Source organism: Mesorhizobium qingshengii, from assembly GCF_900103325.1.
GTDB classification, from domain to species: Bacteria; Pseudomonadota; Alphaproteobacteria; order Rhizobiales; family Rhizobiaceae; genus Mesorhizobium; species Mesorhizobium qingshengii.
Genome location: NZ_FMXM01000032.1, coordinates 24,695 through 38,883 on the forward strand (window position 1 = coordinate 24,695; position 14,189 = coordinate 38,883).

The 14,189-nt window shown below is 59.3% G+C and carries 8 protein-coding genes and 2 pseudogenes; 5 read left to right on the forward strand and 5 right to left on the reverse strand.

The features are described 5' to 3' along the window. Positions 1 to 127 precede the first annotated feature (127 nt). Together BLS48_RS31480 and BLS48_RS31485 are read left to right on the forward strand one after the other, a co-directional pair. Positions 128 to 559 (forward strand): annotated as a pseudogene (locus BLS48_RS31480) (ATP-binding protein); the annotation flags it as partial. A 284-nt stretch (positions 560 to 843) separates the two neighbouring features. After that, the gene (locus tag BLS48_RS31485) at positions 844 to 3,096 is read left to right on the forward strand and encodes an Ig-like domain-containing protein (RefSeq protein WP_143019565.1); all 2,253 of its coding nucleotides are present in this window, start codon (positions 844 to 846) and stop codon (positions 3,094 to 3,096) included. 99 nt (positions 3,097 to 3,195) lie between these two features. Here BLS48_RS31485 and BLS48_RS31490 read toward each other — a convergent pair whose 3' ends face one another. Continuing rightward, positions 3,196 to 3,927 (reverse strand): hypothetical protein, encoded by a 732-nt coding sequence (locus BLS48_RS31490; protein ID WP_244529986.1) that lies wholly within the window; start codon positions 3,925 to 3,927, stop codon positions 3,196 to 3,198. A gap of 446 nt (positions 3,928 to 4,373) precedes the next feature. Here BLS48_RS31490 and BLS48_RS31495 point away from each other — a divergent pair, with 446 nt between their 5' ends. After that, on the forward strand, positions 4,374 to 5,576 hold the full coding sequence (locus BLS48_RS31495; RefSeq protein WP_143019566.1) for an FkbM family methyltransferase: 1,203 nt from the start codon (positions 4,374 to 4,376) through the stop codon (positions 5,574 to 5,576). Positions 5,577 to 5,703: 127 nt separating this feature from the next. Here BLS48_RS31495 and BLS48_RS35365 read toward each other — a convergent pair whose 3' ends face one another. From BLS48_RS35365 to BLS48_RS36885, 4 genes and pseudogenes are all read right to left on the reverse strand, one after another. After that, positions 5,704 to 6,549, reverse strand: coding sequence for a hypothetical protein (locus BLS48_RS35365; protein ID WP_143019567.1), 846 nt, complete (start codon positions 6,547 to 6,549; stop codon positions 5,704 to 5,706). A 57-nt stretch (positions 6,550 to 6,606) separates the two neighbouring features. Beyond that, the gene (locus BLS48_RS31500) at positions 6,607 to 7,680 is read right to left on the reverse strand and encodes a tetratricopeptide repeat-containing glycosyltransferase (protein WP_167365322.1); all 1,074 of its coding nucleotides are present in this window, start codon (positions 7,678 to 7,680) and stop codon (positions 6,607 to 6,609) included. Between the two features lie 10 nt (positions 7,681 to 7,690). Beyond that, a complete protein-coding gene (locus BLS48_RS31505) occupies positions 7,691 to 10,987 on the reverse strand; it encodes a glycosyltransferase (protein WP_143019568.1) in 3,297 nt (1,098 codons plus the stop codon). A gap of 222 nt (positions 10,988 to 11,209) precedes the next feature. Beyond that, a pseudogene (locus BLS48_RS36885) lies at positions 11,210 to 11,500 on the reverse strand (glycosyltransferase); the annotation flags it as partial. Between the two features lie 1,156 nt (positions 11,501 to 12,656). Between BLS48_RS36885 and BLS48_RS31510 the strand changes: the two are divergent. After that, positions 12,657 to 12,971 carry a hypothetical protein gene (locus BLS48_RS31510; RefSeq protein ID WP_143019570.1) on the forward strand — a complete coding sequence of 105 codons (315 nt, stop codon included), beginning with the start codon at positions 12,657 to 12,659 and terminating at the stop codon, positions 12,969 to 12,971. Positions 12,972 to 13,062: 91 nt separating this feature from the next. Further along, positions 13,063 to 14,189: DUF4347 domain-containing protein (locus tag BLS48_RS35375; RefSeq protein WP_143019571.1), on the forward strand; the 1,127-nt coding region annotated here is incomplete at its 3' end.

Consider the following 14,189-nt stretch of genomic DNA (forward strand, 5'->3'; position numbering starts at 1 on the left):
CCCAGATGAGGAGAATCGGCAGTCGGTGGAGCTACTAGCTTGAAAGCAGGTCACGCAACGATGCGGCTATCGCGGCATGGTCATAGGGCTTGGCATAGAACAGTCTGCCCTCGGGAAGATCTGCCAGGGCACCGGCAAGACCCACGTCGCCTCGCTCTTGGCCTTGCCGCCTGCCAGAAGGGATTCCCCGTCGGCTTCACCACCGCGGCGGCCCTGGTGCACCAGCACATGTAGGCACGTGACGAGAGACGTCTGCTGAAGCTGCAGCGTCTGCAGGCGGTGAAACTGCTCGTCGTCGACGAAATTCGGCTTTGTCCCGCTGTCGCCGACGGGAGCGGAGCTCCTGTTCGAGGTCTTCTCTCAGAGCGGGGGTTCGACCATCGTCACTTCAAACCTGCCCTTTGAAGACGGGACGTCGGTCCTGGGGTCTGAGCGGCTCACCGGCGCGATACTCGACCGGCTGACCCTTCACATCCACATCCTGACCATGAACGGCGACAGCTACCGGCTCAAGCAATCCTCCGGTCGCCGCAGAACTTCGGCCGACGCGGCGGAGTAAAACCAGGCCACCGCCGAAATCATCGCCACAGAAACCGGCGACATCTCCGAAGCCTGATCTCAACAAAAGCTGCGACATGGGAAAGGGCCCGATTCGAGCCCTTTCCCATGTCGCACCCATCTCACGTCAATGTCCTGCTTTTGCTCCGCCGCGCTGGCCTGGAATTGCTCCCCCGTTGACACGACGCCGCGCACTGCGTGTTGCATCGCCATATTGATCCAGAGCAATGCGCCCCCCGCCAGATATCGGATTGAATTGTGATCGTATGCTTGTGGGGGTTTGCCATGTCCATCCAGAATTGCCTGCCGAATCGGCCATTCCGGTTGCTCCGTGGCACATTGGTAAAGCTGATCCTCGCAGTTGCGGCCTTGACTCTCCCGGGAGGGATGATGCCTTCGGTCGCGAGCGATTTCGTCGCGCCGTTCGCCGGCGTCCGGCAGGTGACGGGCACGTTGCCGGTCCTTGTGATCCTTCTGCGTCCGGACAGTCCGTCCGACTCGCCATATCTGCCCCCCGGCACCCCGCAGATACAGAACCTCACCCAAGCACAGATCGACGCGCTGTCCAGGGACCGTCTCCGCAAGCAGATCTTCGGACCACGGAAGAGTGTTAGCACGTACTTCAATGAGATTTCCTACGGTGCGTTCAACATCGAGGAAGCAATGGTCACGCCGTGGTTAGTGGCACGCGATGATCCGGCGACCGCAGTCGACGAATCCTCGCATGCCTTCATCCACACCTCGGATATCTACAAGAAGGGCGCATGGATTATCCGGCAGGTCGAGGCGATGACGACATTCCGTTTCTCCCGCTACGACCGGAACAATGATGGCCGGGTGACCGAAGACGAGCTAGGCGTGATCTGGATCTATCCAGGCGTCTATGGAGGCATCGGCCGGGAAACCGACCCGGCCCTGGTCAAGGTTCCAAGCCTCTCGAAGGGAGTGCAACTGAACATGCTGGCGCGCGCGGGAGACCAATCGTCCTGGGCGCTGATGGCGCATGAACTGGCGCATCAGATTTTCAGGCTCGGCGATCTCTATGTGGACAAAGCGGGCTATCCCGGTGTCGGTGCGCTGTCGCTGATGTGCGATCAGGGCGACGGAACGCACCTCGATCCCTGGGGGAAGATGAAGCTCGGATGGTTGAAGCCGACGGTGATAAACGAAGACGGCTGGTATGCGCTCTCCGACGTAGAAACTTGGCCGCAAGCACTGATCCTCCACGACCCCAAGCGGGGGGCGCGGGACTACTTCATCGTCGAGAACCGGTGGCCGGGACAATCCCACGAGGACTTCCTGACCATGCGAGGTCTGGCAATCTGGCGGGTTTCGGAGCGCGACACCTCCGGCAACTGGGCGCGCAAGACAATCGACCTTGTCTGGGCCGGCGGTCCGCCACCATCCCAACAGCTGACACCCGGGCAGTGTCCAAGCCGCGATGATGCGCTGTTCGATGGCGACTCGGTCGCCACCGGCTACGCCCCGACGCCTTATTCTTCACCTGGCCGCTTGGTCTGGGGGGACGGTACGCCCAGCGGCATCGCCATCTGGCACATTTCGCGTGCGTCCAACAATGCACGCCTGTACGTCGACGTCCCGCCGATGCAGGGTCCGTCCATGGTCGGACCGGCAGTTGCGATGACCGGCTCCACGCGCGCCCTGGATGCCCATGAGCCACCGTATTTCTTCCAGCCAGGACGCCGCAGCGACGACATTGTTGGCATGGGCATCGCAAGCGATAACCATGTCTATGCTTGGTATCGGGATGGCATGGTGAGTTCGGGAACCGCTGCTGATCTCGGCCGCTACCGCGCACCCTACCCCTATTCCATACCCGGCGGACGCACGCCCAAGGACATCCTTGCCGTCGACATCGCCAGTGACGACCATGTCTATGCTTGGTATCGCGACGGGACTGTCAGCGCCGGCACGACCCGCGATCTCGGCGCCTATCGTCCGCCCGCTTCATTCACGCTGGCACCTGGGCGAGTCGCCCTGGATATCGTGGGGATCGGCATCGCGCAAGATGACCGTGTCTATGCTTGGTACCGTGACGGCATGGTGAGTTCCGGTACCAGCCGGGACCTCGACGCCTATCGCGCGGTCTACCCTTTCAGCCTGCCGCTTGGCCGCGTGCCAGACAATATCATCGATGTCGGGATCGACACCAACGACCGCGTCCACAGCTGGCTTAAGGCGAACGGAACCGGCGCACCCATCATCGTCACAGCCTATGCCACCCCCGGCGGATTGGCTCCGGGCAAGCGCACGACGCTGACGATCAAGGCCGCCGACTCGCAGGGCCGACCTCTTGAGAACGTAGCGGTGGTCGTAGGAGCGAGCGCCGGGGCCTTCGCCACCGCAACGAGGCTGATCACTGGGGAGGACGGGTTAGCGGAGTTCACTTGGCTCGCGCCCCCCAGCGTGCCCTCTTCGTATGACGGCCGCGTGCTGATCGAGATAAGGGCAACCCGCCACGATCTGTCGGACGGGCGGGGGCTGGTCGACGTGCCGATATTGTCCGGCTCTCCGTAACTTCGTACGACAGCTGAGGGCGCGAGCGGGACCGTCGTCGCTGCCGTGCCGGCCGGTTCTCGCACCCCCTTGCGACTATGGTGGCGGGTTTGCGGCTGATCACGCGATGCGAAGCAGCTCGCGCAGGCGGACCGGTAATCTGGGCGAAGCCTGCAGCTCAAGACAGTTCGCCTCCCATCGCCGCAGATACTCGGCGATCGGGACACCGGTACGGCCGGGCCAGCGATTTAGTGCGCCCAATGCCTCGACGCAGTCCGGCGCGCGGTCGTATTCGGCGAGGATGGTCACCGACATCGCCTGGGCGAAAGGATTGAGTCCTGGTATTTCGATTTCGCTGCGATTGTCCGCGAACCACTTCGCGGCGTCGCCGGCGAGCCCTTGGCTGTCGGCCAGCCCAGTATAGCGGTCAATGATGTCCTGGCGGTACCGGGCGATGGCATCGCCGAAGGCGTTGTCACCGGCGAAGGGCGGGTCCTCCTTCCAGCTTCTCGCCAGATGCCGTAGCCCGCGCAGCGAATGGGCCTCCACCATGGCTTCCTCGAGCCATTGGCAGGGGGGCGCCGGCTTGGCGTCCGGCTGCCAGCTGTTGCAGAGCACATGGCCGAGCTCGTGGCCGAACTGGTAGGCGAGCTTCGACCAGTCCCGCTCGCCGATGTCCACGATGATCCAGGCCATGCTGCTGCCGTCCGGATGCAGCCAGATGGCCGGCGTGCCAGAAGTGTGCTCGTCGACACGCAGCCGTCTCGGCTGGCGGTCCGAGACGAGGCGGACGCCATCCAGGCAGGCGTGGCGCATACGCTCAACGACCTGTTCGGCCGAGCGGGGCAGCATGTGGCCCCAATCGCCGGCGAGTTCGATCGGGGCGGCGAGTAGGGATGGAGACGCAGTAGTTGGCGGTGTCAAGACAGCTGAACCCTTTCCCACCGCGTCGCGGCCGATCACTGCACCCGCAAAGCCCCCCAACAGGGTAACGAAATCTCGCCGTAGCACTTCGATTCCTGTGTCCGATCGCCTGGAACCATATTACCTGCTCGCGTCTACGGTTCGATTGACCTTATCGATTTTTCTGTTTCGGCGTCAAAGCTCGAAATGAAGGTGTCGATTGTGCCGTCAACATGACGTATCCTTCTTCAAGTGCCACCGGGCATCGGTTAGCGCAGTTAAACCTGAAGGGGAGTTCTAGAGCGAGTCACTGACGGACGCGTTTCTCGCCTACGTTTGGCAGACTCGCTTTCGCGGATGATGAACTTGCGGCAAACGGTCAATGGGATGTTTATGTGATCAACCTAGCAATGGACAAGCCGGCGTTACAAAGTTCGACTTCGGAGTGGTCATCCAGTCGGCTACCCGAGGAAGACGCCAGGGGTGCAAACAACGGCAACATTTCTGGCGACATGGGGTTTCACACTGACAGGGAGCAGAACCCATGGTGGCAGGTCAATCTAGAAGACGAATTCCTTATCCGTCGGGTTGTCATCTATAACCGGCAACACGAAGCGCAAAGGCTGAAGCGCTTCAGCCTATTAAGGTCGCTGGACGGCCACCACTGGTCAACTTTCTACAGGAAGATCGACAGTACGGTGTTTGGCGATACCTATCCGCACCCTTATGTCGTCGAGACCATTGGCAACCAACGGGCCCGATTCGTACGAGTGCGACTTGATGGCTACGAATGGCTGCACTTTAACGAATGCCAAGTCTTTGGCGTTCCTCTCGATCGGGACATCCGTGAACGAATAGTGGAGGACGAAGCCGCTGCAGAGCGTGAGCGATGGGCCATTCCCGATGGTCGAGAAGGACATGTGTCGATAATTGACGGGTTTAGTGTGTTCGTCGACACCCGTAATTATGCCCCGCCCATTATTTCTTCCCTTGACAACGGTTCCTATGAGCGTCGCGAGCGGCAGCTAACCGCCGAACTGGTTCGACCGTCTGACCGCGTTATCGAAGCGGGAACGGCCATTGGAATCGTGTCAATGACGGCAGCACTCATCGTCGGCGCTGAAAATGTCCTAACCTTCGACGCCAATCCTGATATCGTTGACGACGCTCGGCAAAACTTCAGCCGGAATCGCCTTTCCCAGATCATCTCGCGAAACGGTGTGTTGAAAAACCGGCGGATGATCGCCGGAGTTGGTGAGACGGTGGATTTCTATATCGATGAGGCTTTCTGGTCTTCCAGGCTCGATGCGTCCCCGACCTCGCCGGGAATTGCCGGAACGGTACAAGTTCCCGTCTACTGCCTTGAGGACGAAATATGCGCCCACGGGGCAAATGTTTTGATCTGTGACATCGAAGGTGGAGAGATTGAGCTTCTGGAGCAGGCAGACTTGTCAGGCATTCGCCTGATTATCTTAGAGACGCATTGTCGGGATTCAAGAGAGGCCGCAACAGACGCCATGATGCGAAAGCTTATCGTGGAGGGTTTCTCACTCCATCTCGGTTTTTCCAGCGATTACCTTGTAGTGCTGCGCCGTTGATTGACCGGCGTGTCAACGGGAGAACAACCAGTCGTAAGCCAGGTTCTCTCCAGGCTGCCCCCAGAAACAGAGTTCAAAGCAATTGAACCGGAGAGGTCGAACTTCGACAAAACCTCCAAATATATATTTATGTATTCTCATCTAAGTAGCGCAAATATTTACGCATTATTTCTGATTTTTCTTCGTTCCTAGCCCAAATAAAATGTGCAAATCCAAGTCTATCTTGTGGGAGATTCATCGATGATCCCAAAAATCTACATGTGTCTTTAAGTACGTCATATTCTCCGAGCTTGGTTTTCACCAAGACATAATTTAAGAAAGGCTGATCGCCGAACCAATCAGCGATCGAAGCATGTAGGGACGATCCATACAACTCTGTAACTAGTCGCGCCACCAGCGCAAAAACAGAATGATCGCTAAACCCCATGATGCCTGCGTTGGCGAGTGGAAGAAATTCTTCCGAGCAAGACGGGTCTGATCGCAAAATTTCGAGGCCCCACCAATTGCCCACCCGACGATGATCGACAACCTGCGAAATTTTGTTCAGCGCTAGTTCCGGATATGTGTCAATCTCCGTCGTCACGCAGACTTGACGACGAGAACAAATTGCACGAAGGGCAGGATTGATATCTCGGTCAATAACAATGTCGCTATCCATCTGAAGTATGGGGGAATATTCCATCAGACCTAGGGCATCTACGTCATATCGCTGCATCCAGTCGCCTCTGCTAATGGGGACATGCATGACCCTATTTTTTGCTGATTCAGGCACATATTGCAGAACTTGGTCGAAGCTGCGATCCGAAGCGATTTTGATGCTACCACGGTAGTTCCCGTAGGTTTCTAGTGATAACAGAAATTGCCGAAGGCAATCATAATAAGGATCTGACCCATATACCGTCGTATACACTACAGGCCTAAATACCGGCACTTCAGTAAGACGTCCAAACTCGTCGACGATATATTCGATCACGCCACGTATCTCACATGAATCTTTTTGTATACGACTTAACCCCTCGGTATTGCCAGCCTACCGGCGTTGCCCCCGCAGTTCTATGAAGAAATCAAGGTTGTTTTTGAGACGCTGATTGCCCGTATCCAGTTCGACCGCTTTTTGCCCCCATTCCACAGCTCGATCCATCAAATTGAGCTTCCATGCTGCAATGGCGCCGAGGTCGAACAGCCGGAACCCCCAGCAATGCACGTCGTCCAGATAGCTCCCGGTTCTGCGAGTCTTCTCGATCCCATTGGTGCAAGCCCAGAACAAATTTACCCAGTCTGCTTTACCGTGGAGTTCCTCGGCGAGGTCGAGCCAGATCTCCCGGCGGTGCGGCGCTTCCATCCGCGCCTTGTCCAGCCAGGGCAATTTCTTTTCCGGTCGCATGCGTGCGATATAACGCATCGCCTCGGATCGCTCTTCGTCCCACGTGCTTGTTGGCAACGCCAGGTAGCGCTCAAGCAGTTGGACGGCCCGCTCTTGCTGGTCGGCCCACATCAATTCCCGCGCAAGCCAGAAGCAGATCTGCGCGTCGTCGGGATCTTCCTTGTGCGCTACTTCCATCAGCGGCAGGTAACTGCTCCTTGTTGGCTTGGTGAGGTCCTGCACTTCGAACATCACGATGTCGCTGCTGTTCGTAGTGACCTCCCTATCGCCGGTGAAGCACAAGGCCTCATGGACAGGCCGCTTGAAGCGATATCCCCAGCGATGGTGAAAGTTCTTCGCCGGCCAGCTTCGTAACGGTGTCAGCTCATCCACGCTCGATCTGTAGACCGTCTGACAATAGAGGGCTGTCGTCTCGGGGGTCCAGGCCGCCTCGAGCTTCGCCCGCCAGCCGGGCTGGAGAAACCGGTCCATGTCCATTGTGCAGCACACATCAACGTCGGCGGGGATAACAGCCATTGCAGCATTGCGCGCGTCGTCGAAACGCCATGGGCGGATCGATATCCGGTGCACGGTAACGCCAGCAGCGGTCAGCCGTTCCACCGTGTCATCGGTGCTGCCGGTGTCGGCCACAATGCGATAGTCGGCATCGACGGCTGAATTGGCCCAGCGCTCCACGTTTGCGGCTTCGTTCAAGGCGATGGTGTAGACGGCGACTTTCACGGTGCTCTGCTCACTCACACGATGGAGCAAGACTTCGCCTGGCAGACATGCCCGACGCGCCCTTGCGGATAGCCACCAGACCACCGAGCAGGTTTGCTCGGTTTAGCTCATAGTGGCTATCGAAGAACAGGATCTCGGCGAACTGACCGGCAAATGCGCTCACCCCCAACGGATCGACCGAGCGGGCCGTCCCTTGTTCCTTGATCTCCCGAAGCAGGGTCTTGGTCAGCGTGATTTTGCCTAGGTCCTCGCCGGGCGGCTGCCAGTCAAGGTCTTCGAGGAAATACCATCCGCCCTCGGCGAGCAGCGGAAAGAACTCGCGCAGCGTGAGCTGTTCGTCGAACGAGGCATGGCTGCCATCGTCGATGATTGCGTCGAACGACCTGGGCTCGAGTTTCGCCGCGACCCTGCGCAGGTCGTCAACCTTGGATTGGTCTCCGACAAACGACTTGAACCGTTTATTGTTCAGGCGAGAAAAATCCGTCAGGTCGACACCGATCACCTGGCAGAACGGAAAATAGCTTTGCCACAGGCTGACCGAGGGCGTCTCGCCCTGTTTGTCCGCCAGCCTGCGACAAAGACCGATTTCCATGAGCCGCCGCATGGACAGCCTTCGGCCTGACAGCAGGCGATCGTAGATCCGGGCATAGGCGTGTCGGTTCCCGGTTTGTCGGTTCTTGTCCGTATTGAAGCGGTCGGCGAGACTTGTGAGTGTTGGGAAGCTGTCGAGCGGGTTGATCAGGAGGGAGATTATTGGCGCCCCTTCGCCACCCGGCCTGGCCTCATTGCGCGCCGTCCACAGATGGATGCCGAACACTCGCTCATCATTCAGATATTCGGCCAATTCATCTATCGGCTTCTCGAACCGGTCGATCTCCGTCCAATCGATGGTGTTGAAGAACATCGGGCTGAACACCCATTCCCGCAGCTCGGCTCCCGCATCGGAGGCAATGTAGTCGGACAGAAGCTTGGGGCCGATGTCGCCGAACTGCTTGCCGCGCGCTTCATGGAAACGCTCGAGCGACATTTCGTATAGCGCCCTGAGGTGGCGGCTGAATGGCTTGGCGTACATGACGTTGCCGCAGATGAAGTGGCCCTTGTGCGCTCCCCGCCATTGCAGATTGAAAAAGTGATTGCCGCAAAAGGGGAACGGGCGCAGCAGGATGACGTCGGAATCCATCCACAGGCCGCCATGTTCGTAGAGCAGGGCGTAGCGGAAAATATCGCTGAAATATCTGATCTCGGAGCCGGCGACGATGCGGTCGAACAGGGCGCGCGGCATGACGTCGTCGGCATTGCGCACTTCGATCCCGTGCGGGACGAGGAATTCGAGCTTCTCTGGCGCATAGCTCCACACCCGCACCGGATGGCCAGCCGCTCGCATCGACGTTGTGGCGGCAATCAAGGTACGATGTTCGGCTTTGTCGGACATCACTTCATAGAAGCAGTTGATCTGCGGAAGTGCGGGGTCGTCGCTGCCAAGGAAGGGATAAATCCGCGAGTCGAACTGGCGCGATCGTTGCCGTCGTTCCATCGGAGAATCGACGTCGCGCAGAAACGGCGCGAGCTCATGAAAGATCTCTTCTGTCGATTTCATGCTGCCGGCGCCAAAGTCCTTGCTTTCCAACGGCGCCCGGTTTGCATCCCCCATGGCCCCATCGTCGGCGCGGCCGGGCTTGTTCCCGGCTTTCGTTGGAGGATCTGGTTGGGCGAGCAAGGCCGGCGTCGACAGTCTCTGCTTCGTCCCTGGATCAGCCACGCCCGATGACAGGCGATCCACATCCTCTAGCATCCCTCCCACATCCGCCTCATCGATGGTCGCGATCCAGCACTCGCTGTCGGCAACGCTGTAGGAAATCAGCAAGCGCTTCTCATCGGGATGCCAGGCCAGGCCGGCAGCGAACTCGACGCCCTTCTCGTTGAAGTAAAAGGGACGGCTTACCTTTTGCAGCAGGTTCATTGCGTCGAACCAAACAAACCGATGCAGGCAGTATCGCCTGCTCTCGAAGGGTCTCCATTGCACCTCGTGAATCAACATTAGCCAACCGCCGGCGAAAGCGACCAGTTGGCTTTCGCCGCTGAATCGTTGGACCGCAATTCCAGGAGATGTGTCGCTGATCGTTCCAGCTTGCTCATTCGCCACCCGAATTGGATCGCCGAAATAGACGAACTGCAGCCGCTCCTCGCCGGCTTCGCCTGATGTGACCTGCGTCATCCATTTCCTGTCAGGCGCGCTCGGCCCCGTCGCCGGCAGCACGCGCAGGTCGGTCATCCGGTGGTGGCCGGGTTCGCTGTCGTCGACGCGCATGATGACCTGCTTGCCCTCGCTGTCCGCCAGATCGCCAACGGAGGCCGAGCCCCACAGCTTATCTTTCCAGGCGAACAGACGCAGGTCCTCGACGCCGGCCTCGCGCATGTTTGTCGGAGGCAGCATCTCGGTTGTCGATCGGACGGCGAGCCCATCGGTCAACCGCAGAAGGAAATTCCGAGCGAGGATCGCCTCGCCGCCTTTCGTCCGGCGATGGGCGCCGTCTTCGCTTGCGGTGAAGTTCACCGCTGCTTGAGCAAGCACAATCTCCTTGCCCAGGCGCGCCACCGAGGGGCTTGACGGCCTGTAGCCCTCGGGCGCAGCGAAAACGATCGGATGAGCGCTGAAGGATGGCATCGTCGTCTTGGCAGGTTGGACATAAAAGATGAGGTTGGACCAAGCGAGATCCCTGGGTCCATCGCCGATGCTACGGTCCAGCGCTAACCAGTTGCATGTCGCGAAACCGCGATCCTTGCGCACTGGGTCGCGCGCATAATTCGCCGCGATCGCATACTCTTCGCGCAGGCCTGTCGTGTAGACGAAATCCTCGAGGAACAGGATGTCCTGTTCCGGCCGCTTGATCGCCAGCCCTGCTTCGGAGAACAACACGCTGGCATCGTTCATCCCTTTCTCGCGATAGAATCGCGCAAGGTCATAAAGCGGTTCGGCGCGCTGCGGGCGTTGGTCGAAGGCGGCCAATGCCTGGGAGATGAAACCCGCATCGTCGCCGAGTTTACGCAGGCAGCGAGCCTCCTCCAGGCGAGCATTCCATGCCTCTTCGTTCCAGCCGCCCATCTCGGCGCGTTTGGCGTAGGCCACCGCGGCCTCCGCCGTCCGCCCGGCGTCGCGATAGGATTGCGCCAGGTAAAACCAGTATCTGTGGTTCTCCGGATCCTTCTCAAGCGCTTCCAGCAAGAGCTTGATGTCTCGTTCGAACTTGTCGACGCGGTTCGATCCGCTGGCGTGGTCCTTGTACCAGGCGCTGCGCAGTTCCTGCACGCCACCGGGGACGTCGAGATATTCGTGGGTCACGCCACGGTAGCGCGCACCGGCGTCGCGCCTGGCAAGGCGCGTGTTCCAATAGGCGAGGCCGGAATCCGAGCGTTGCAGCAGCCGGTAGCCCGGGCCGTCGAGCCCCTCGCGGAAGCCCCTATCCTCGACCATAAGCTCCATGTCGGCGTCGTCAAACAGCAGATAGTCATAGGCGAGCGGCGAGGCATAGGCGTGATCGAGCGCCGCGTTGCGCGCCTGCTCAAAGTTATGGAATGGGAATTCGTGCAGCTCGCCCGGCAGGTTGCGGGCGGCGAAGAACGATTTGATGAAAGCCTGGGTCCCGTCGGTCGAGCCAGTGTCGCCAATGACCCAGCAGTCGATGTGGTCGACAACCGCCCCGAGACAGCGTTGAAGGTTCGCCATCTCGTTCTTGACGATCATGTTGAGGCAGAGGCGCTTGCCGCTTGTCATGTGCTGACTATTGGCTCTCCGCAGGACTGCGGGCTGAGGCGGCCACATTTGTGCCGGGGGGTTAATTGGGACAGCGATCCGATCCGATGCGGACTTGTCCGACCTTTATGCCCCATGTGCATTGCCTCCTGTCCCGGCCATTTTGCATGACCTTTGTGCAAAGTATCGCTCATCCCTTCCCTTGCAAACGCGACCTCAGCCCTTCCCTTGCAAACGCGACCTCAGCGCTATCCATTGTTAGCCAGCACCTTCCGCCGCAGCAAGGGTCTCGCGGTCATCTTGCACCCAGGCGTTGGCGAACAAACGCTCCCGTCGGCTTAATCTAATACTTCGCCGTGATATCAGAGGTTCGACGCGAAAGAGGGGGCGGTACCTTTAAGTCTCGGATTTTTCGATGCTTTTGGCCCACAATCGCTATTTCGATTCAACCAAAAATAGCTGACTGCGGAACCCGCAATTAACAAATCGTAAACAGGTTATTTACAAGTTACTAATTTTATAATTTACTAATATCTTACATATGGGAGGGTTTCCGTGGATCGGGCAGTGTAGGCCTGTCGGTGTCCGCGCCGTCTGCGAAGCCAGGAGAGTATCTGGAGCAAGTCACTTCGTGCGTGAGGGCGCGGAGAGTGTTTGGTGGCATGCAAAGAAGACGTCGTAGTGCCTTAAGTCAAGGCCAGCGTTTCCTAACCTGATGTTCCCCCGCAAGTAGTCGATTCCCTCGCAACTTGTCGTCGAGAAATCGAGACACGCGTGTTGGGGGTTGGCTGTGGTTGGTGTGATACCAAGTACGAAACGATGCGCCCGCGACGCAGGTTTCCGCTTCGATCAACCCCTCAATTATCCGCACCTGGTCGCCAGCAAGGATTGCCCCGCGATTGACGGGCATTGCTCGGCACCCTGTGGACCGCCGTACAGTTGCGAACTCCACTCCCACCTCAGTGAAGACAAGCGGGGCGCCGTTCAATCGAGCGGCACGAAGAGCCCGTCAAGTCTTGCGCGCCCGTCTCGCCCTGTGCGGCGCCGGTTGGCTCACGGATCTGCCGGCAGCGTGGGTCAGCACTTTATCGATACGCCGATGCGCGCGGCTCGAGCGCCGATAGGAGCTGCGACCGGCCTCAGCGAGCGCGGGCGCTCGGCAGCGAGTGAAACCTAAGGATACGAAACAAGACACGCGGCGCAGCCGCCGGCTAAGGAGGACACGATGAGCTTCACAGCAGGTTTTGCGGTCATGGAAGTCACCGTTCGGGGCGTTCTGCCGATCGGCGACGCGACCGGAAATGTAACCTATTTTATTCTGGACACGGCTAAGAGCGCGATCGTCGGTCAGGTCATCCTTCCCGCCGCCGTCAAGCGAAGCCTCGCCGTCGCTATCACCGTCAAGGTTCCAAGCAATGCCGGCTCTTTTGCGATCGGAACGTTTGACGATAGTGGGAATTTCCAGGTCGCCAGCCTCCTCCGCGTAGAGACCTCAGCCGTTGAACGTCCCGACGGCGCTGTCGGGCCGTCCGGAAGTTGACCGCTCCCAAACCCCTCCTCTCCAGCGCTCGCGGGCCATGCCGGCGGGCGGTTTCCTCTTGAATTGAATTCGAAGCCAACAGGAGCCAGTCATGGCCCGTGCCTCTGAAATTCTTTTTGTCGATCCTTCGGTCTCCGACCTCAAGACCGTTCTCAGCAACGTGCGGCCCGAAGTTCAGGCTTTCGTGCTCGATGGTAGCCGCCAAGCGGCGCCGCAGATCGCTGCGCTGCTCGCGGGACACGAAGGGCTCGACGCGGTCCACATCATCGCGCATGGCGCACCCGGACGAGTCAGCTTTGCTGCAGGAGAGTGGACGGTCGCCACATTGAAGGAAGCGGCTGAGGATTTTGCCGCGATCGGCAGGGCCCTTGCCGCGGACGGTGAGCTGCGGTTGTGGAGCTGCGAGACGGCATCGGCGGATGTTGGCGATACGTTCGTAACGGCGCTGGAAGAGGCCGTAGGCGCGGACGTTTGCGCATCCAGGTCGCTGGTTGGCGCAGCCGCTCTGGGCGGCGCCTGGGAACTGTCCGCACGCGCGAGCGCGTCCAGGCCCCTGCCGCCGCTAACCTCAATTGGCGTGGCAAGTTACACCGGGGTGCTGGTAGCAGGGGATCTGACACTCACGGGTACGATTACTGGTTCTGGCAACAGCAGTAATGTCAATACGTATTATCTGGTGGATACAACACTCAATCCTGATACAGTGGTTGGCAGCTTCCAACTTCCATCCGCAACAAACGGATTGGTCTTTGCGTTTGCTGCAACGATAACAATACCAGACACTACTCATAATTATACCATCTACAACGCCAACTTCGGCGTAATGGGTACACTTGTACCTGGCGCCGGTAATACTTATGTTTTCACGGGCGGTGCTGCCAATCCCACCAATAACAATAACTTCAATGGGGGCAGTTTCAATGTCACGAGTCAAGTAGGCCCGACGGGCCCCGCGGGTGCGACCGGCGCCACGGGTGCGACAGGCGCCACGGGTGCGACCGGCGCAGGTGCGACGGGCGCGACGGGAGCCACTGGCGCAACTGGTGACACAGGTGCGACCGGCGCCACGGGTGCTTCAGGCGGGACCGGTGCAACGGGCTCCACTGGCGCAACCGGAGCCACAGGTGCGACTGGTTCGACCGGTGCAACAGGCTCTACAGGTGCAACTGGTGCGACTGGCGACACGGGAGCGACAGGTTCGACTGGTGCAACCGGCTC

Excerpts from the sequence above, each read along its gene's own strand:
- BLS48_RS31490 (WP_244529986.1), bottom strand. The coding sequence starts at position 3,927 with ATGCTGCCCCGCTCGGCCGAACAGGTCGTTGAGCGTATGCGCCACGCC.
- BLS48_RS31485 (WP_143019565.1), top strand. The coding sequence starts at position 844 with ATGTCCATCCAGAATTGCCTGCCGAATCGGCCATTCCGGTTGCTCCGT.
- BLS48_RS31510 (WP_143019570.1), top strand. The coding sequence starts at position 12,657 with ATGAGCTTCACAGCAGGTTTTGCGGTCATGGAAGTCACCGTTCGGGGC.